Here is an 18,527-nt window from a genome sequence, read left to right on the forward strand (position 1 = left end):
GGTAGACCCTAGGCGGCGGCCGGTCGCTCGGGCTTCCAGCTGGATCGTGAACAGCCCGGGGCGAGGGCACACGCCGGGTCGCTGCCTGTGCACGGGCGGGCGTGGCGTCGTTCCGTACCGTCATCGGTCTCGGTCTCGTCGACATGCACCGGCCGCAGCGTGCCGTCCGCGCCGGCCCGGACATACCGGGTGGGATTGAGCGTGTCGTCCGCGAACAGGACGTCGGTGCCGAGGCGGACGGCAACGGCGCTCGCGACGGCACTTTCGGGCACGTCCGAGGGCGCGAGGAAACACTCCAGCTCGGTCGGGAAGTCACCGCTGGTGTGCCACACGTCGCAGAGAACCGCGTCGTCGACCAGGGCGCCCAGGGTCGCCACAGGCCGGCGCAGCACCTCGGCGACGGCGGCGCACACGGCCGTGACCTCCAGCTCCGCGGCGAAGCACCAACTCCACAGGCCGTCGGCGGGCTCAGCGTCCATACCGCTCATCGTGGACATCCCTTCCGGTGCGCACTTGCGGTGTTACCCCTCCGTGACCATTCTCGGCGCGTTCCGATACTTGCGGCCCCCTAGAGTGGCCCCATCCGAGTGAACGGCACAGACGGGACGGTGGTCAGACGGTGACGACGACGAGCGAGCCACTCATCGTCCTCGAAGGCGTCAACAAGCATTTCGGCCCGTTGCACGTCCTGCGGGACGTCGACCTGTCCGTCGCGCGCGGCGAGGTGGTCGTCGTGATCGGACCGTCGGGCTCCGGCAAGTCGACGCTGTGCCGCGCGATCAACCGCCTCGAGCCGATCGACGCGGGCACCATCACCTTCGACGGGCGGCCGCTGCCGGCCGAGGGCAAGTCGCTCGCGCGGCTGCGCAGCGAGGTCGGCATGGTGTTCCAGTCGTTCAACCTCTTCGCGCACAAGACCATCCTGCAGAACGTGATGCTGGGCCCGGTCAAGGTGCGCAAGGAGAAGCCGGCGGCGGTCCGGGACCGCGCGATGGGCCTGCTCGAGCGGGTCGGCATCGCCAGCCAGGCGGAGAAGTTCCCGGCGCAGCTGTCGGGCGGCCAGCAGCAGCGGGTCGCGATCGCCCGCGCGCTGGCCATGCAGCCCAAGGCCCTGCTCTTCGACGAGCCGACCAGCGCGCTCGACCCCGAGATGGTCGGCGAGGTCCTCGACGTGATGACGTCCCTGGCCCGCGAGGGCATGACCATGGTCGTCGTCACCCACGAGATGGGCTTCGCGCGGCACGCCGCCAACCGCGTCGTCTTCATGGCCGACGGGCAGCTGGTCGAGCAGGCCGAGCCGGAGGAGTTCTTCGCCAACCCGAGGAGCGACCGGGCCAAGGACTTCCTGTCGAAGATCCTCACGCACTGAGCGGTATCCGGACGCATACCGGCCGCATCTCACCCGGCGACAGCCGTGAGAGTCCACAGACGATTTTCCGTTGATTGCTGTATTCGCACCACCAGGAGGAGCAGGACCATGCGTTTCACTCGAATGGCGGCCATCGCCGGGGCGTTCGCCCTGGCCCTGTCCGCGGCGGCCTGCGGCGGCGACGGGGACGACAGCGGCTCCGGCTCGGCCCAGGGCATCGTCGGCAAGGCGAGCAGCGACAAGAAGCTGGTCTTCGGCGTCAAGAACGACCAGCCCGGCCTCGGCCTGCAGACCGGCACCGCCTACACCGGCTTCGACATCGAGATCGCGAAGATCATCGCCAAGGGCCTCGGCGTGCCGGAGTCCGGCATCGAGTACAAGACGACGGTCTCCGCCAACCGCGAGCCCTTCATCCAGCAGGGCCAGGTCGACGTGGTCGTCGCGACCTACACGATCAACGACGAGCGCAAGAAGGTCGTCAACTTCGGCGGCCCCTACTACATCGCCGGGCAGGACCTGCTGGTCCCGACCGCCTCGACGATCACCGGCCCCGAGACGCTGGCCGGCAAGAAGGTCTGCTCGGTCACCGGCTCCACGCCGGCCAAGCGGATCCAGACGGACTACAAGGACGCCAAGCTCCAGCAGTTCGACTCCTACTCCAAGTGCGTGCAGGCGCTCGCCGACGGCACGGTCGACGCGGTCACGACCGACGACATCATCCTCGCCGGGTACGCCGCCCAGGACCAGTACGCGGGCAAGTTCAAGGTGGTCGGCAAGAAGTTCAGCGACGAGCCCTACGGCATCGGCGTCAAGAAGGACGACACCGAGGGCTGCAACAAGATCAACGAGATCCTGAAGACGGCCGCGACCGACGGCTCGTACAAGGCCGCCTGGGACGCCACGCTCGGCAAGAGCGGCACCGCGGCGCCGGAGCTCGACGTCACCAAGCTGACGAACTGCAGCTGACCGAGTTTCCAGGGCGGGGCCGGCAGGACGCCGGTCCCGCCCTCCTCATGAGAGAAGCGCGATGGACGTCTTCACCGATCCGGACAACATCGAGACCTACACGACCGGGTTCCTCTGGATCCTGAAGCTGACCGTCGCGGCGGCGATCGGCTCGGGAGTGCTCGGTGTGCTGCTCGCGGGGATGCGCGTGTCGCCCGTACCGGTGCTGCGGGCCTTCGGCACGGGCTGGGTCAACGTCTTCCGGAACACGCCGCTGACGCTGATCATCTTCTTCTGCTACTTCGGCCTCTACTCCGCGCTGGGGCTGGAGCTGGCCGACGACATCGACCTGAACAACTTCTGGCTGGGCGTGGTCGGCCTGTCGGTCTACACCGCGGCGTTCGTCTGCGAGGCCATCCGCTCCGGCATCAACACCGTGCCGGTGGGCCAGGCCGAGGCGGCCCGCGCGATCGGCATGTCCTTCCTGCAAACCCTGCGCCTGATCGTGCTGCCGCAGGCCGGCCGCGCGGTGATCGCCCCGTTGGGCAGCATCCTCATCGCCCTCTGCAAGAACTCCACGATCGTCGGCACGATCGGCCTCATGGAGTCCTCGACGGCCATGAAGGACCTGATCAACGCGAACGGTGATGCGGTCATCCCGATCTTCCTGGTCTTCGCCGGCACCTTCGCCGTCGTCCTGATCCCCACCGGCTACTTCTTCGGATGGCTGTCGAACCGACTGGCGGTGAAGCGATGAGCACCACGGACAGCGTCCTCTACGACCACCCGGGGCCCCGCGCCAAGGCCCGTAACGCGGTGCTGACCGTCGTGTTCGGCATCGGCCTGGTGCTGCTGCTCTGGTGGATCTACCGGCAGTTCGACGAGAACGGCATCTGGGACGGCCCGCTGTGGGAGCCGTTCACCGAGAGCGAGACCTGGACCGCGTACGTGTTGCCGGGCCTGTGGAGCACGGTGAAGGCAGCCGCCGTCGCGATGGTGCTCTCGCTGGTGTTCGGCGTGGTCTTCGCCGTCGGGCGGCTGTCGGACCACCGGTGGCTGAGCATCCCGTCGGGCATCGTGGTCGAGTTCTTCCGGGCCGTGCCGCTGCTGCTGATGATCTTCTTCATCTTCTTCGGCATCCCGTTCCTCACCGAGCAGCCCATGCCGCCGTTCTGGGCGGTCGTGATCGGGCTCACGCTCTACAACGGATCGGTGCTGGCGGAGGCCTTCCGCGCCGGGATCAAGGCCGTGCCGCGGGGCCAGAGCGAGGCCGCGTACGCGATCGGCATGCGCAAGAACCAGGTGATGCGCGAGATCCTCGTCCCCCAGGCGGCGCGCGCGATGCTGCCGGTGATCGTGAGCCAGCTCGTGGTGCTCGTGAAGGACACCGCGCTCGGCTACATCATCGGCTACACCGAGCTGATCCAGAACGGCGTCAACACCCTCGGCGCGAACTTCGGCAACGTGGTCCCGGCGGCGATCGTCGCGGCGATCATCTACATCGTGCTGAACGCGTCGCTGACGTTCTTCGCCGGCTTCCTGGAGCGGCGCACCCGGCGGACGGGCCGCGCGCCGCGCATCAAGGCCTCCCCCGGCACACCGGTCCCGGCCGGCGCGGGCGCCGTGGTGGAGCCGCAGGGCTGACCTCGTACGGCCGGCCGGACGCCCGGCCGGCCGTATGTCCTTTTTGTCAGCCCGGGACAGATCCTCGTCGCTGATCTTAGGTAGCGTGCCCCGATCACACGGGGAGGATCATGCTGACCAATCACCTTGCCCGCCGGCGCAGTGTGCGCATGGCGGTGCGTCTCGGAGTTGTCGCCGCCGCTGTGGGTATGGCCGCCTTCGCGGGTGGCGCACCTGTCTCGGCCGCCTTGCCTGCCGCGGCCTCGCCCTCTGCCAGCCCGGACGCTACTGGAGCGGACGACGAGCCTTCCGCTCCGGCCGATCCCGTTCCGGAGCCCACCACGGACGAGCCCGCGCCGGATCCGACGACCGACGAGCCGGATCCCGACCCGACGACCGAGGAACCGGCGCCCGACCCGGACCCGACCACAGAGGAACCGGCACCGGACCCGGACCCTGGTGCGGGCCCGCCGGAGAAGCCGGGTGAGCTGCCCGGCGGCGGTGGCGGCAACCCGGCCGTACCGATCGACCCGGCCTCGTCCCCCACCACCGGCTCCCCTGCCGGGGGCTCTCCCACCGGGGACGCTGATCCTGGTACGGGTGGCGGCGCCGGAACGGCCGTGAGCAGCTCCCTGACCCGCGGTGCCGGAGTTGCTGCGGCCGACGTGCCCAGCCTGCCGATCACCGGGACGAACGTGGCCGCCATCGCCGGCACCGGCCTCGTGATCGTCGCGGGCGGCGTGGGCCTCATCCTGGTCTCGCGGCGGCGCCCGGCCTGATCCACGACGACGGCGGGCCCGGGTGCCGGGTCCGCCGTCCGCTCATCGTCACCGTTCGCTGCCGGCTGGTAGCGTGCAACGTCGTGGCCCGTGCCCGAGGCCACGAGAACACTGGTCGGAGGGGATGGGTCCGGTGAACGAGACGGACCACGGCGGCGGACCGCACGACGCGCCTCGGCCGGGCCCGGCCTACGGGCCCTTCCACGCCTCCCCCACCAGCGGCGAGCCCTATCCCACGTCCGGCGGCGGCGCTTCCCCGGTCTCGGGCGGCGCCTCTCCCGGGCCTGTCGATCAATACGGCCTCCCGCCCGCCGACCCCTTCGGCTTCGGCGCCGGTTACAGCGGCCCGCGCATCGAGCCGACACCCAAGCAGCCCCGGGGCCGGTTCCTCATCCCGGCCCTCGCGGGCCTGGCGGCAGGGCTCCTCCTTTTCGGTACGGGCGGCTGGTTCCTCGGTCGCGCCACGGCTCCCGACGCTGCTCCGGCCTCTGCCGCACCCGCGCCGGTGGCGACGGGGCCGGCGGGCGTCTACGAGCAGAACCAGATCGCGATCAACGGGCCGAAGTTCACCGCCGGGCTCACCCCGATGGCGCAGGGCTGGCTGCCGCATCTCTCAGGCTGCGCCCGCGACGGTGAGAAGGGCGGTCCCGCGCTGAACCGGGGCGAGAAGGCGCGCGTCCGGTGCGAGATGGACGCCATGAGTGTGATCTTCGTCGAGTACGCGACCGTGGCCGAGCGGGACGCCGCCCGCGACACGACGCTCAAGCAGAACATCGACGCGCGGACCCTCACCCCGGGCGCCGCCGAGGCCGGGCCGAAGGCCGCACCCTCCGGACGGACGAACGGCAACTACGTGGAGTACGCCTATCAGGTCTCCGGTCGCACGGTGGCTGGGATCTGGTGGGACGACGCCGGCACTCCCGTGGCCGGATACCTGCTGGCGTACTGGAAGGAAGGCATCGGCCAGAAGTGGGAGCCCATCCGCGACGTCTGGGCCCGCTACGCCTGAATTGCCCCCTGGCGTCCTGAGCTGGGCGTGAGTGGGTCTGTGCCGTACGTCCCATCACCGGGCGAATCATGAGTCCTTGACCGAAGCGGCTCTCGCGACCTAGCCTCGCGTTACCAAGGTTTGTTCGACCATCGCAGGCTAAGCGCACAACATAGATCGCATTACTTTTCGGCATCACTTCCGGCTTCGGACAGTGAGCCCGGCGACACCATCGCCGTCAGCTCGCCCCGGCCCGGGCTTCGTCACGACCACAGAAGGGTCCGTCGCCGCTCCTCCTCGGTTTCGACTGGCGTCGGCGCCGCCCCGGGCGGGCCGATCGAGCAGCCGTGTCCCCATACCGGCCGTCCGCTGACCGCGCGGGCGTCCGGCGCAGCAGCATCCGCGGTCCTCGCCGACGACGATGTCATGGCCGCCACCCCCAGGGGCGGCCCGCGGCACCCGTTGCCGGCGCTGGACCGTACCCGTGGTCAGCCGCCTTTGGTCGGGCATCCCTACCCGCGCACCGCGCGCCCGCTTCGCCGTGGGCCCGCCACGCGGGACAACGAACCGGCACCGCATCCCCATGCGGCGCGGCGAAGGGAGAAACGGCGAGATGTCGCCCCTCGACTGGGTGCTCGTACTGGCTGTCGTCGTTCTCGCCGCCTTCGTGGCGGCAGGCATCTTCCTCGGCCAACGGGCCCTGCGCCAGCTGCAGGAGACCCGGTCGGCCGACGAGCGCAGCCGCGAGCAGACGCTGCACGCCGCGAAGGCCAAGGTCGACGACGCCAATGCCAAGGCCGCGTCCGTACGGGCGGAGGCCGCCGCCGCCAAGGCCGAGGCGTCCGCCGCGCGGGCCGAGGCCAGGCGGGTCCTCGAGTCGGCGCACGAGGAGGCCGACACGATCCTCGAGCATGCCCACCGGCAGGCCGAGGCCGACGCCGAGCAGGTCCGCGCCGCCGCCCGGCGCAGCGGCGAACGCGAGGTCTCGCTGCTCAACGCCACCGCCAAGGAGCAGGCGGCCGAGGTCGAGCGCCGCGCCGCCCGCATCGACGAGCGCGAGCGCCTGCACGCCGAGGAGGTTGAGCGTCTCGTCGAGCGCGAGCGCCGGCTGGCCGCCCTCGACGCCGACCTGACCAAGCGCGAGTCCGCCCTGACCCGGCGCGAGGACGAGCTGGCCGAGGCGGTCGAGCAGCGCCGGCGGGAGCTGGAACGGGTCGCCGGCCTGAGCGCCGAGCAGGCCCGCACCGAGCTGATCGAGAGCATCGAGTCGTCGGCCAAGCGCGAGGCCGCCATCCTGGTCCGGGACATCGAGAGCGAGGCGAAGACCACCGCCGACACGCGCGCCCGGCACATCGTCGTCGACGCCATCCAGCGCATCGCCAGCGAGCAGACCTCCGAGAGCGTGGTCAGCGTCCTGCACCTGCCCAGCGACGAGATGAAGGGCCGCATCATCGGCCGCGAGGGCCGCAACATCCGGGCCTTCGAGTCGGTGACCGGCGTCAACCTCATCATCGACGACACCCCCGAGGCGGTGCTGCTCTCCTGCTTCGACCCGGTGCGCCGCGAGGTCGGCCGGCTCACCCTCGAGAAGCTCGTCCTCGACGGCCGCATCCACCCGCACCGCATCGAGGAGGTCTACGAGACCGCCAAGAACGAGGTCGACGTCCTCTGCGAGCGCGCCGCCGAGGAAGCCCTCGTCGACGTCGGTATCACCGACCTGCACCCCCAGCTGGTCACGCTGCTGGGCCGGCTGCGCTACCGCACCAGCTACGGCCAGAACGTCCTCAAGCACCTCGTCGAGACCGCCCACATCGCCGGCATCATGGCCGCCGAGCTGGGCCTCGACGTCCCGACGATGAAGCGGTCGGCGTTCCTGCACGACATCGGCAAGGCGCTCACCCACGAGGTCGAGGGCAGCCACGCGCTCATCGGCGCCGACCTGGCCCGCAAGTACGGCGAGTCCGAGGACGTGGTCCACGCCATCGAGGCGCATCACAACGAGGTGCCGCCGCAGACGATCGAGGCCGTGCTGACGCAGGCGGCGGACGCGTGCTCCGGGGGCCGGCCGGGTGCGCGGCGGGAGAGCCTCGAGGCGTACGTGAAGCGGCTCGAGCGCATCGAGGAGATCGCCGGCACCAAGCCCGGCGTCGACAAGGTCTTCGCCATGCAGGCCGGCCGCGAGATCCGCGTCATGGTCCGCCCCGACGACGTCGACGACATCGGCGCCGCCGTCCTCGCCCGCGACGTGGCCAAGCAGATCGAGGAAGAGCTGACCTACCCCGGCCAGATCCGCGTCACCGTCGTCCGCGAGTCCCGCGTGACCGAAATGGCCCGCTGACCGCCGCGACGAGCGGGCCGAGCGCGGCGAACCGAGCGTGGCGAGCCGGGGCGCGGTGGTTGGTCAGTCGGTCTGCTGGTCGGTGAGGGCGTCGGCGTCGATCTGGTCGGCGAACTCGGCGGCTTCCTCGTCGCGGGCGGCGAGGGCCTCCTTGACCGCGCGGAAGGCCGTGCCCGCCGGGTAGCCCTTGCGCGCCAGCATGCCGACGAGCCGGCGGAAGATCTGGTCGGGCGTGCCCGTGGCGGTGCGCAGCTTGCGGTCGACGAGAGCCCGGGCGGCGGCCGCCTCGGCGTCGTCGTCCACGGTTTCGAGGGCCTCGGTGGCCACCTCGGCGTCGACCCCGCGCTGGCGGAGCTCGTTGGCGAGGGCGCGCCGGGCCAGCCCCCGGCCGTGGTGCCGGCTCGACACCCACGCCCGGGCGAACGCGGCGTCGTCGATGATGCCGACCTCGTCGTAGCGGTCGAGCACCTCGGCGATCACCTCGTCGGAGATCTCCTTCTTGGCGAGCGCCTTGGCCAGCTCGGCCCGCGTCCGGGGCCGCACGGCCAGCTGCCGCAGACAGATCTCCCGGGCGATCTCCGACTCGGGCCGGGGATCGGGCTCCTTCTCGCGCTTCTCCCGCTTGTCGCCACGCCCGCGTCGTCCGGAGGACCGCCCGGCCGCATCCCCCGAGCCCGAATCCCAGCGCGAGCCCGAGTCACGCGACCCGGCACCGCCCGCACCACGACCGCCGGCTCCGCCATCCGCGTTGGACCAGGGAAGCGAGCGCACCCCGCCGGACCGGCCGGGCGAGCCGTCACCCACGGACCGGCCGGGCGCGGCGTCCCCTACGGACCGGCCACGCGAGCCGTCCCCCTCGGACCAAGTGGGCGTGGCGTCCCGGTCGGGCGAGGTGTCGAAGGGGTCACCCGCCCAGAGATCGGCGTCCTCGGTCGCGGCCAGGTCGTCGCCGGCCGCGGCCCACGGGTCGGTGCCCTCCGGGGAACCCCGGCGCCGCGCCGCGCCGGCGTTGCCGCGCCGGGAAGCACCACGCCGGGGCCCGCCACCAGGGTCGTCCCCGTCGGCCGGGCGGTCGGGGATCGCGTCCCAGCCGCGCCCGGCCCGTGCACCACGTCGCCCCGCCACCGAAGGAGCGCCTCCTCATCGCCTCGCGCCCGGCCCCGCGTCACCCGCGGCCGGGCATCGACCATCCGTCACGCGGGACGGGGACCTGTCAGAAGTCGACCGGGGGGAGCTCCGGGCCGCCCGCGGCGTCGCCGGTGGTCTGGCCCACGCCGAGCTTCTCCAGGATCTTCTTCTCGATCTCGGCGGCGACGTCCGGGTTCTCCTTCATGAACTCGCGCGCCTTCTCCTTGCCCTGGCCCAGCTGGTCACCGTCGTAGGTGTACCAGGCGCCGGACTTGCGGATGATGCTCTGCTCGACGCCGACGTCGATGAGCGAGCCCTCGCGGGAGATGCCCTTGCCGTACATGATGTCGAACTCGGCCTGCTTGAACGGCGCGGCCACCTTGTTCTTCACGACCTTGACGCGGGTGCGGTTGCCCACGACGTCGGTGCCGTCCTTGAGGCTCTCGATGCGGCGCACGTCGAGACGGACCGAGGCGTAGAACTTCAGCGCGCGGCCACCGGTCGTGGTCTCGGGCGAGCCGAACATCACGCCGATCTTCTCGCGGAGCTGGTTGATGAAGATCGCCGTGGTGCCCGAGTTGTTGAGAATGCCGGTGATCTTCCGCAGGGCCTGGCTCATGAGGCGGGCCTGCAGACCGACGTGACTGTCGCCCATCTCGCCCTCGATCTCGGCGCGGGGCACGAGGGCCGCCACGGAGTCGATGACGATGATGTCGAGCGCGCCGGAGCGGATCAGCATGTCCGCGATCTCGAGCGCCTGCTCACCGGTGTCGGGCTGGGACACCAGCAGGGCGTCGGTGTCGACGCCGAGGGCCCGGGCGTATTCCGGGTCGAGCGCGTGCTCCGCGTCGATGAACGCCGCGATGCCGCCGTTGCGCTGGGCGTTGGCCACCGCGTGCAGGGCCACCGTCGTCTTACCGCTGGACTCCGGCCCGTAGACCTCGATGACGCGGCCGCGCGGGAGACCGCCGACGCCGAGCGCCACATCGAGGGCGATGGAGCCGGTGGGGATGACGGCGGTCTGCACCACCGGCCGCTCCCCCAGCCGCATCACCGAGCCCTTGCCGAACTGCTTGTCGATCTGGGCCAACGCCAGATCGAGAGCCTTCTCCCGGTCAGGTCCTGCCACCATGTCCGCCACCCCTGTACTCGACTTCGCAGGCGTCTTCGCCGATGAGCTTTTCACCACGCGGTCACGCTAGACGCTGGGTCTGACAAGAATCGGCCGCCCGGTGGCGGCCTGTGGATGACCACGCCGCTGAGGACAATAGCCGAACACCTGTACGACGATCGAGCGACACGCCGAACAAACGTACGAAAAACCGGCTCAGCGCAGGCGCGCAGGCACCCGATCGGGGTACGCGGCGACCACAGCTCGCCACACCGTCACCGTGTCGACACCGTCCGCAATGGCCTGATCGATCGTCCGTCCCTCGAGGTCCGCGAACGAGTGGTCGGCCGCGATGCTGCGCGCGTAAGCGCCACCGAATGCCTGCTCAAGACGCTGCCAGAAGTCCGTCAACCGCACCCGTGAAGCCTACTCCGGGCCGCCCGCCGGCCCCGATCCGTGGACCGGCGGCCCCATCGATGAGATGTGCGTCACTGTGCTGCGACGACGACGGAACAGCACCTCCGACGACCGGCAGGACAAGGGGTGAGCCGGGACACTAGAGCACCGTGGCGGCCACTTTCAGATCGTCGACCAGTCCCGCGTACGCGGCATCGCGGTCGTCCGCCCGGAGCACGGCGGACGGGTGGATCGTGGCGAGCGCCTGCACCTCGGCCACCGGGAAGTCCTCGGGATGCTGGGCGGACGCGGGCCACGGCATGAGCTGACCGCGCGACCGCGTCACCCGGAACGACGGGCCGAGCAGCGCCTTGGCCGCCGTGGCCCCGAGCACGACGACGAGCTCGGGGCGCAGCTGCGCGAACTCGGCCACCAGCCACGGGCGGCACGCCGTGATGTGCGTGGGCCCGGGGCTCTGGTGGATGCGCCGCTTGCCGCGCAGCTCGAAGCGGAAGTGCTTCACCGCGTTGGTGATGTAGACGTTGCCCGGGTCGATGCCCGCGTCGTCCACCGCCTCGCGCAGCAGCCGGCCGGCCGGGCCGACGAACGGCAGGCCCTGCTGGTCCTCCACGTCGCCGGGCTGCTCGCCGACGAACACCACCCGGGCGTCGGCGGCCCCGCGGCCGAACACCGTCTGGGTCGCGGGCTCGAAGAGCTCACACCCCTGGCAGTGCACCGCGGCCGCCTTGAGCTCGTCGAGCCCGTGCGCGTCGGCCGGAACGAAATGCTGCGCGCCGATGGGCGCCTCGGTCCTGGGCATGCCCCACGGTCTACCCCCTCACGCGGCACCCACGCCCGGCGGACTCCCACGATCGGGTACGACCCGCCCCCGAACGTCGCCCGGGAGCCGACGTCGCGAAGACACGGGGCTACCGGCGACCGCGCACGGCACGGTCACCAGGGCGGGCGCCCGGTCACCTCCCCGAAAGCCCCGGTCCGGCGGGTAGGACGGCGGCGGCGAGGGCGTCGGCCAACGGCTCCACGTCCGCGTCGTCGAGGCGGCTGACGGTCACGCGTACGCCCGGAGGGGACCCGTGCCGGAAAAGGGCACCCTGCGCCACCGCGTAGCCCCGGTCCCGCAGCTCGGTGACGGTGCGGGTCTCGTCCTCCACACGTACCCAGATGTTGATGCCGGTGGCGCCGTGGGCCCGGACTCCCCGGGCGGAGAGCGCCGCCCGCAGAGCTCGGCGTCGCCGGTCGTAGCTCGCGCCGGCCGCGATGATGCGCTCGGCCACGGTCTCGGCCTGCCACAGACGCAGGAGCAGGCTCTGCAGCATCGTCGACACCCAGCCGGTGGTGATGCGCTGGCGGCCGGTCAGCCGGCCCATGGTCGTCGCGTCGCCGGCCACGACGGCCATGCGCAGGTCGGGGCCGAAGGGCTTGGAGGCCGATCGGACGAACGCCCAGCGCGCCGTCGTGCCGCCGAGGCAGTGCAGCGGCACACCCGCCAGCTCGGCGGCGTGGTCGTCCTCGATCAGCAGCACGCCGGGGTGCACGGTGAGCAGCAGCCGGAGCATCGCGGCGCGCTCGGCGGTGACGGCGGCCCCGGTCGGATTCTGCGCGCGGGCGGTGATGATGACGGCGCGCACGCCCGCCAGCAGCGCCGACGCCAGACCGTCGGTGGTCGGGCCCTCGTCGTCGACCTCGAGCGGCACGGCCGTCAGGCCCAGCGCGGCGACGAGATCGAGGAGATTGGCCCAGCCCGGGTCCTCGACGGCGACCGTGTCACCGGGACGCAGATGCGTCACGAGCAGGCACTCCATCGCGTCGAGAGCGCCGTTGGTGAGCGCGATCGGCCCGTCGCCGACCGGGACGCCGTCGGCCGCCAGCCGGGCTCGCGCCGCCGACTCCAGCTCGGGCAGCACGCCACCCACCGAATAGTCGCCCGGCTCCCGCAGCTCGGCCGCGACCTCCCGCAGGTAGGGGCCGAGCGGCGCCATGAGACGCACGTCGGGATCGCCGGAAGAAAGGTCGAGCGTGCCCGGCGGGGCGGCGATGCGCAGCGCCGAGCGCGGGCTGGCGACCGGCGGGCGCTGGCGCACCCGGGTGCCGCTGCGCCCGGCCGCCTCCAGGATGCCGCGCTGCCGCAGCTCCTGGTAGGCCTTCGCCACCGTGGCCGGACTGACCCGCAGGCCGTGGGCCAGCAGGCGGATCGCCGGCAGCTTCTCCCCGTGGGCGAAGTCGCCGCTGAGGACCCCCGCCTCGATGCTCGCCGCGATCGAGGCGGCGGTCGTGCCCGAGACCTGATATTGTTCTGCCACACGAACGATTCTGTACTAGCACAAAGCCTTTGACAAGGAGGCTCCGGTGACCGATCTCTACGAGCCCACCTCCCGCACCACCGCGACGCGCAACCGGGGCCGCATGCACTACGACCGCGCGCGGGCACACGCCATCCTGGACGAGGCCTACGACTGTTCCGTCGCCTTCGTCGTCGACGGCCAGCCCCGGGCGCTGCCCACCCTGCACGTCCGCGTCGGCGAGACCCTCTATCTGCACGCCTCCACCGGCGGCCGGCTGGGGCTGATCGCGCGCGAGGGCGGCGCCTCCGTGTGCGTCTCGGTGACGCTGCTCGACGGGCTGGTGTTCGCGCGATCGCAGTTCAACCACAGTGCGAACTACAGGTCGCTGGTCGCCCTGGGCACCGCCCGGCTCGTGACGAACGACACCGAGAAGAGTGCCGCCATGACGGCTCTGGTGGAGAAGACCGGCCCGGGCCGGGCGGCCGAGAGCCGCCCACCCACAACCCGCGAGATGGCGAGCACGGCGGTCCTGGCTCTGCCGTTGACCGAGGTTTCGGTACGCGTACGCGCGGGAGACGTCATCGACGAGCCCGAGGACGAGGGGCTGCCGCACTGGGCGGGCGTGCTTCCGATGCGGACGGTCGCCGGTCCCCCCGGGCCGGCCGCCGGGGTGAGGCAGCCGACACCGTTCTATCTGGCGGGGGCGCCGGCCTCCCCGTGGCACACGGCGGCGCCTCTGCGCGGGCGCCACGTGGCGCTGGAGCCGCTCGCGCCGTCGCACGTGGACGGTCTGCTGACGGCGCTGGCCGACGACGAGGTGTGGCAGTTCCTGCCGTCGCCGCGGCCGCAGGAGCGGGCGGCGATGGCGGAGCTGGTCGAGCAGGCCGAGCGGGAGCGCTGGGCCGGGCAGCGGGTCGCCTGGGCCCAATGCGACCCGCACACCGGCGAGGTGCTGGGCATGACCAGCTATCACGACATCGACCCGGCCCGGCGCGCACTCGGCATCGGTCACACGGTCCTGGGGCGCCGGTGGTGGCGGACGGGTGTCAACACGGAGGCGAAGCTGCTGCTGCTCGAGCGGGCCTTCGAGCAGCTGGGCGCGGAGCGGGTGTTCTGGTACACGGACATTCGCAACGAGCGATCGCAGCGGGCGATCGCCCGGCTGGGCGCGAGCCGCGACGGGCTGATCCGCCGGCACCGGCTGCGACCGGACGGCACGTGGCGGGACTCGGTGCTGTTCGCGATGACGCGCGAGGAGTGGCCGGGCGCCCGCGAGCGGCTGGAGGCACGCCTGGCCGCGGGAGGGGGCGCTTCGGAGTAGGAGACGCGTCGGTAGAGGGCTGGCGCCGTCAGGCGCTGGCGGTTTCCGTTGCGGGGGCGGGGGCGTGGGCCGGAGCGGCTCCGGTGCGGCGGCGCAGGAGGGCGTCGAGGGACCAGGGGCCGGGGCCGAGGACGGCGATGATCAGGAAGGTCCAGGCGTAGAGGGCGGGGCCGACGCCGCCGTTCTGGTTGGGGGTGAGGGCTTCGGGCTGGTGGACGACGAAGTAGGCGTAGGCCATCGAGCCGGAGGCCAGGATCGCGGCCGGGCGGGTGACGAGGCCGAGCATGACAAGGATGCCGCAGACGAGCTGGATGACGCCGGCGTACCAGTTCGGCCACACGCCCACCTCGACGGCCTGGCCCGTGGCCGGCGACCCGCCGAAGAGGCCGAGGACGGTCGCCGCGCCGTGGAAGGTGAAGAGAAGACCGATCACCACCCGGAACAGCGACCAGACCGGGGCGGCGAGCTTGTGGTTGTCCATGGTTCTCCTTGCGGCGACGGGGAAGAGACGTACTTCGACCGACGCTAAAATGTTGAAGCTGCAACCACAAGGCATAGACGTTTGTTAATAGAAATGACGATCCGAGCTGGGCGTCGTTCTTCGATTTCCGGCACGTTAGGGCGGCTGCTCGGGCGGCGTGTCGGCAGCAGGGCGCCGCGCGAGCCGGGAAGCGCTGTGCATTTGCTGGGCGTCCCAGAGGCTGGGATCACGGAATGAGCACCACGAGCTTCCAGGCCCGCTGACCTTCACCCCGCGCCGGCGACGTCCGAGCCGACGACCGCCGGGAAGGTCAGCCACGGCAGCACGATCCGGTGCTCGGCCCCGGGTGCGGCATGCGATCAGCGATCTCCGCGAGGCGGCGAAAGTCCTCTAGGCAGGCAGGGCACCGTGCAGGGCCGCGGCAGCGTCGGCCGCCGAGCAGCCGTGGTCCAGCCGGAACCGGGCGTACGAGTCCTGGGGCGCCCGGAACAGCCCGCCGTGCTTCTCGTACTCGAGGATCACCTCGACGCCCGCCCCGTCGGCGACGAACGTGAGCTCCAGCTCGTCCAGTGCGCGCGCCCAGCGAGCCGGCGGCGTGAACTCGATCTCCTGGTAGAAGGGCAGCTCCAGGCGTACGCCATAGATCGCCCCCCGCTCGACGTCGGCGTGCCGGAAGTGGAAGCCCGCGTCGGTGAGCGCGGTGAGCACCAGTTCCTGGGCCGGCAGCGGGTGGACGGTCAGCAGGGCGGCGTCCTCCCGGTCGACCTCGTCCTCCGCCTCGACCTCGGTGCGCAGGGCCAGGGACATGCCGGCGAGCCGATGCCCGTACGCGTGGGTGAGCGGCGTCTCCCACGGCGGCGTGATCGTGAACGGGATGTCCTGGTGCTCGCCCGCCGCCAGCGTGAAGCCGGCCGCCACCCAGGCCCGGTGGAACTCGAGCAGCGCATCGCCGTCCTCGGCCTCGACCCGCGTGACCAGCCCGACCGCGATCGTGTCGACGGCGAGGTCGTAGTCGCCGCCCTGGAGCCGGACCGCGCCCATCAGCGGCGTGCCCGGGTAGGTCTCGGCCGTCGCGAGCACCGTGCTGACCTGGGGCCCGCCCAGGTGGAACGTGCGCAGCACCGTCTCGAAGTCCATCCCGCAACCCTTCCCGCCCGCCCGCTCCGGCAATCCTGACCGAATTGTCCGGCACAACGCCGCCCCGTGGGGCGGAAAGCGGCCCGGCGCGCGAGAACGCACCGGGCCGCGAGGAACGCAAGAACTCAGCGCATCCGGCGCCCGACCGGCACCGGATCGGTCTCGTCGTCGAACTCGCCGATGACCTGCTCGAGCAGGTCCTCCAGCGCCACGAAGCCGACCCGCTTCCCGTCGCGCGTCACCATGGCGAGCTGCGCGCGGGCCGCTCGCATCCGGGTGACCGCGTCGGTGACCGTGACGCCGCCGGCGAGGACGAAGGACGGGTCCATGAGCTGCGCCGCGGTCACCGCGGAGTCCGCGGTGGTGGCCCGGACGGCCTCGCGCACGTGGACGACGCCGACCACGTCGCCCCCGGCGCCGAGGACGGCCATGCGCGACCGGCCGCTGGCCAGCGACGCCGCCTCGATGTCCAGGGCGCTGGCCGTGACCGGCACCGTGACCAGGTGGTCGTCGGTGATGAGGACCTGGTCGATGGTGGTCTCCTGCAGCTTGAGCATGCTGGTCAGCAGCTCGCTCTGTTCGGCCTCGATGGTGCCCTCGGCCCGGGAGCGCTCGAGGAGGATGTTCATCTCCTCGGGGCCGTGCGCCTGGGCCAGCTGGTCCTGCGGGTGCACGCCGAAGGGGCTCAGCGCCGCGTTGGCCAGCCAGTTCAGCGCGATGAGGGCCGGGCGGACCAGCGCGACGAAGCCGCGGAACGGCAGCGCCAGGATCGTCGCCGAGCGCTCGGGGTCGGTGATGGCCCAGCTCTTGGGCATCATCTCGCCGACCACCAGGTGCAGGAAGGTGACCACGATCAGCGCGACCAGGAAGGCGATGATCTCGCTCGGGACGTCCGGCAGGCCCACCCCGTGCAGCAGCGGGTGCAGCAGGTGCTCGATGGACGGCTCGGCGAGGGCGCCCAGGCCCAGCGAGCAGAGGGTGATGCCGAGCTGCGCGCCGGCCAGCATGATCGACAGCTCGCGGCTGCCGTCGAGGGCGGCCTTGGCGGCGCGGCTGCCCTCGGCCGCGGCGTGCTCGAGGCGGTAGCGCTTGCTCGCCACCAGCGCGAACTCGGCCGCGACGAAGAAGCCGTTGCCCGCGAGCAGCAGCAGGGAGCAGGCGACGGCCCACGTGGTGCTCATCGGTCGCTCCCCTCGGCCGCCGGGACCGCGGAGGCGGGGGCGGGTGTGACGCGGACGGACTGCGGCACGTGCCGGTCGACGGAGAGCACGGCGAGACCGGCCCCCGAGTCGAGCGCGACCGCGTCGCCCACCTGCGGCACCCGGCCGAGGTGGCTCATGACCAGGCCCGACACGGTGTCGTAGTCGTCGTCCTCGGGCAGGTCGACGCCGGTCGCGTCGGCGACCTCGTCGATGCGCCAGCGAGCCGGGACGATCCACGAGCCGTCGTCCTGCCGGGCCGGCGCGGGCTCGGGCAGGTCGTCCTCGTCACGGATCGGGCCGACGAGCTCCTCGGCGATGTCCTCGAGGGTGATGATGCCGGCGAAGCCGCCGTACTCGTCGACGACGATGGCGAGCTGCCGGTGACCGCCGCGCAGCCGGTCGAGCACCGCGGGCAGGTGCAGCGAGGCCGGGACCAGCAGCGGCGGCGCGCACAGGTCGCCCACCTGCCGGGTCGCCCTTTCCTTCGGGGGTACGCCCAGCACGTCCGCGATCCCGACGACGCCCACGATCTCGTCCACCCCGTCGCCGCCCCGCACCGGGAACCGCGAGCGGCCCGTGTCGAGCAGCTCGACCACCCGCTGGGCGGTGTCGGTCGACTTGACCGTGTGCACGTCGACCCGCGGCACCATGACCTCGGAGGCCGACCGGCCCCGGAAGTCGAGGCCGCGGTCGAGCAGCGCGGACAGCTCCGGGTCGAGGTGCCCCTCGGCGCGGGACTCGGCGATGATCTGCTCGAGGTCCTCCTCGGTGGCGCCCTCGGGCAGCTCCTCGATCGGCTCGATGCCGATGCGGCGCAGCAGCTTGGCCGCGGCCTTGTCGAAGAGCTTGATGATCGGGCCGAAGACGGCCAGGTAGATCAGCGTCGAGCGGCCGAGCGCCTTGGCGAGCACCTCGGGGCGGGCGATGGCGAAATTCTTGGGGGCCAGCTCGCCGAGGACCATCTGCACGACGGTGGCGATGAGCAGGGCCAGCACCACCGAGATGGCCGCCGTGACGCCCTCGGGCAGGCCGGTCAGGCCGAGCAGCTCGGCGAAGCCCTCGCCGAGATAGGGCTCGGCGAGGTAACCGACGATGAGGGCCGTCACCGTGATGCCCAGCTGGGCGCCGGAGAGGACGAAGGAGAGTCGCTCGGTCACCTGGAGCGCGCGCTCCGCGGCCTTGTCGCCGCGATCGGCCTCGGCGCGCAGCTTGCCGCGGTCGACCGCGACGTAACCGAACTCCTGGGCGACGAAATAGCCCGTGATCGCGGTGACGAGAATGACGAGCAGGAGGCCTACCAGGATCAACATGGCGTGACGGGGGCAGGCGGATCAGTGACGAGGGGCCGGGCCGTACCCGGCCGTCTACTGCCAATCATCCGAAGAAAATACCAGCGTCCGCTGAGT

Annotated in this window: 18 protein-coding genes; 8 read left to right on the top strand and 10 right to left on the bottom strand. The window is 71.8% G+C overall.

The annotated features are described in order from the left end of the window. Positions 1-8 precede the first annotated feature (8 nt). The gene (locus RAN62_RS02445) at positions 9-479 is read right to left on the bottom strand and encodes a hypothetical protein (protein ID WP_305782758.1); all 471 of its coding nucleotides are present in this window, start codon (positions 477-479) and stop codon (positions 9-11) included. A gap of 140 nt (positions 480-619) precedes the next feature. Between RAN62_RS02445 and RAN62_RS02450 the strand changes: the two genes are divergently transcribed. From RAN62_RS02450 to rny, 7 genes are all read left to right on the top strand, one after another. Next, the gene (locus RAN62_RS02450) at positions 620-1,369 is read left to right on the top strand and encodes an amino acid ABC transporter ATP-binding protein (protein ID WP_305782759.1); all 750 of its coding nucleotides are present in this window, start codon (positions 620-622) and stop codon (positions 1,367-1,369) included. A 108-nt stretch (positions 1,370-1,477) separates the two neighbouring features. After that, entirely contained in the window at positions 1,478-2,335 is an 858-nt protein-coding gene (locus tag RAN62_RS02455; RefSeq protein ID WP_305782760.1) for a glutamate ABC transporter substrate-binding protein, read from the top strand. Between the two features lie 61 nt (positions 2,336-2,396). After that, entirely contained in the window at positions 2,397-3,071 is a 675-nt protein-coding gene (locus RAN62_RS02460) for an amino acid ABC transporter permease (RefSeq protein ID WP_305782761.1), read from the top strand. After that, a complete protein-coding gene (locus tag RAN62_RS02465) occupies positions 3,068-3,958 on the top strand; it encodes an amino acid ABC transporter permease (RefSeq protein ID WP_305782762.1) in 891 nt (296 codons plus the stop codon). Before RAN62_RS02460 ends, RAN62_RS02465 begins: the two co-directional genes overlap by 4 nt. Before the next feature lie 110 nt (positions 3,959-4,068). Next, on the top strand, positions 4,069-4,716 hold the full coding sequence (locus RAN62_RS02470; protein WP_305782763.1) for a hypothetical protein: 648 nt from the start codon (positions 4,069-4,071) through the stop codon (positions 4,714-4,716). A 133-nt stretch (positions 4,717-4,849) separates the two neighbouring features. Then, positions 4,850-5,725: a hypothetical protein gene (locus RAN62_RS02475; RefSeq protein WP_305782764.1), complete on the top strand. Its 876-nt coding sequence runs from the start codon at positions 4,850-4,852 to the stop codon at positions 5,723-5,725. Positions 5,726-6,317: 592 nt separating this feature from the next. Further along, complete coding sequence (gene rny, locus RAN62_RS02480) at positions 6,318-8,042, top strand: ribonuclease Y (RefSeq protein WP_305782765.1); 1,725 nt, start codon at positions 6,318-6,320, stop codon at positions 8,040-8,042. Between the two features lie 63 nt (positions 8,043-8,105). Here rny and RAN62_RS02485 read toward each other — a convergent pair whose 3' ends face one another. From RAN62_RS02485 to RAN62_RS02505, 5 genes are all read right to left on the bottom strand, one after another. Next, positions 8,106-8,813 carry a regulatory protein RecX gene (locus RAN62_RS02485; protein WP_305783047.1) on the bottom strand — a complete coding sequence of 236 codons (708 nt, stop codon included), beginning with the start codon at positions 8,811-8,813 and terminating at the stop codon, positions 8,106-8,108. Positions 8,814-9,255: 442 nt separating this feature from the next. Beyond that, positions 9,256-10,302, bottom strand: a complete 1,047-nt coding sequence (gene recA, locus RAN62_RS02490; RefSeq protein ID WP_305782766.1) for a recombinase RecA — start codon at positions 10,300-10,302, stop codon at positions 9,256-9,258. Positions 10,303-10,497: 195 nt separating this feature from the next. Then, on the bottom strand, positions 10,498-10,698 hold the full coding sequence (locus RAN62_RS02495; protein WP_305782767.1) for a DUF3046 domain-containing protein: 201 nt from the start codon (positions 10,696-10,698) through the stop codon (positions 10,498-10,500). Positions 10,699-10,837: 139 nt separating this feature from the next. Then, positions 10,838-11,497, bottom strand: coding sequence for a UdgX family uracil-DNA binding protein (locus tag RAN62_RS02500; protein ID WP_305782768.1), 660 nt, complete (start codon positions 11,495-11,497; stop codon positions 10,838-10,840). Between the two features lie 154 nt (positions 11,498-11,651). Next, complete coding sequence (locus RAN62_RS02505) at positions 11,652-12,998, bottom strand: aminotransferase class I/II-fold pyridoxal phosphate-dependent enzyme (RefSeq protein ID WP_305782769.1); 1,347 nt, start codon at positions 12,996-12,998, stop codon at positions 11,652-11,654. Positions 12,999-13,044: 46 nt separating this feature from the next. Between RAN62_RS02505 and RAN62_RS02510 the strand changes: the two genes are divergently transcribed. Further along, entirely contained in the window at positions 13,045-14,301 is a 1,257-nt protein-coding gene (locus tag RAN62_RS02510; RefSeq protein ID WP_305782770.1) for a bifunctional pyridoxamine 5'-phosphate oxidase family protein/GNAT family N-acetyltransferase, read from the top strand. Positions 14,302-14,329: 28 nt separating this feature from the next. Here RAN62_RS02510 and RAN62_RS02515 read toward each other — a convergent pair whose 3' ends face one another. From RAN62_RS02515 to RAN62_RS02530, 4 genes are all read right to left on the bottom strand, one after another. Then, positions 14,330-14,782, bottom strand: a complete 453-nt coding sequence (locus RAN62_RS02515; protein ID WP_305782771.1) for a DoxX family protein — start codon at positions 14,780-14,782, stop codon at positions 14,330-14,332. A 390-nt stretch (positions 14,783-15,172) separates the two neighbouring features. Next, a complete protein-coding gene (locus RAN62_RS02520; protein WP_305782772.1) occupies positions 15,173-15,919 on the bottom strand; it encodes a sporulation protein in 747 nt (248 codons plus the stop codon). Positions 15,920-16,044: 125 nt separating this feature from the next. Further along, complete coding sequence (locus tag RAN62_RS02525; RefSeq protein ID WP_305782773.1) at positions 16,045-17,100, bottom strand: hemolysin family protein; 1,056 nt, start codon at positions 17,098-17,100, stop codon at positions 16,045-16,047. Further along, the gene (locus RAN62_RS02530; protein ID WP_305782774.1) at positions 17,097-18,431 is read right to left on the bottom strand and encodes a hemolysin family protein; all 1,335 of its coding nucleotides are present in this window, start codon (positions 18,429-18,431) and stop codon (positions 17,097-17,099) included. The genes RAN62_RS02525 and RAN62_RS02530 overlap by 4 nt, the downstream gene beginning before the upstream one ends. Between the last annotated feature and the right edge of the window lie 96 nt (positions 18,432-18,527).

It is taken from the genome of Symbioplanes lichenis (assembly GCF_030709675.1).
Classification (GTDB): domain Bacteria; phylum Actinomycetota; class Actinomycetes; order Mycobacteriales; family Micromonosporaceae; genus Actinoplanes; species Actinoplanes lichenis.

Bases quoted from the DNA above. Each gene is read 5' to 3' on its own strand.
- RAN62_RS02445 (WP_305782758.1), bottom strand. From the start codon at position 479: ATGGACGCTGAGCCCGCCGACGGCCTGTGGAGTTGGTGCTTCGCCGCG.
- RAN62_RS02455 (WP_305782760.1), top strand. From the start codon at position 1,478: ATGCGTTTCACTCGAATGGCGGCCATCGCCGGGGCGTTCGCCCTGGCC.
- RAN62_RS02460 (WP_305782761.1), top strand. From the start codon at position 2,397: ATGGACGTCTTCACCGATCCGGACAACATCGAGACCTACACGACCGGG.
- RAN62_RS02465 (WP_305782762.1), top strand. From the start codon at position 3,068: ATGAGCACCACGGACAGCGTCCTCTACGACCACCCGGGGCCCCGCGCC.
- RAN62_RS02470 (WP_305782763.1), top strand. From the start codon at position 4,069: ATGCTGACCAATCACCTTGCCCGCCGGCGCAGTGTGCGCATGGCGGTG.
- rny (WP_305782765.1), top strand. From the start codon at position 6,318: ATGTCGCCCCTCGACTGGGTGCTCGTACTGGCTGTCGTCGTTCTCGCC.
- recA (WP_305782766.1), bottom strand. From the start codon at position 10,302: ATGGTGGCAGGACCTGACCGGGAGAAGGCTCTCGATCTGGCGTTGGCC.
- RAN62_RS02500 (WP_305782768.1), bottom strand. From the start codon at position 11,497: ATGCCCAGGACCGAGGCGCCCATCGGCGCGCAGCATTTCGTTCCGGCC.
- RAN62_RS02515 (WP_305782771.1), bottom strand. From the start codon at position 14,782: ATGGACAACCACAAGCTCGCCGCCCCGGTCTGGTCGCTGTTCCGGGTG.
- RAN62_RS02520 (WP_305782772.1), bottom strand. From the start codon at position 15,919: ATGGACTTCGAGACGGTGCTGCGCACGTTCCACCTGGGCGGGCCCCAG.
- RAN62_RS02525 (WP_305782773.1), bottom strand. From the start codon at position 17,100: ATGAGCACCACGTGGGCCGTCGCCTGCTCCCTGCTGCTGCTCGCGGGC.
- RAN62_RS02530 (WP_305782774.1), bottom strand. From the start codon at position 18,431: ATGTTGATCCTGGTAGGCCTCCTGCTCGTCATTCTCGTCACCGCGATC.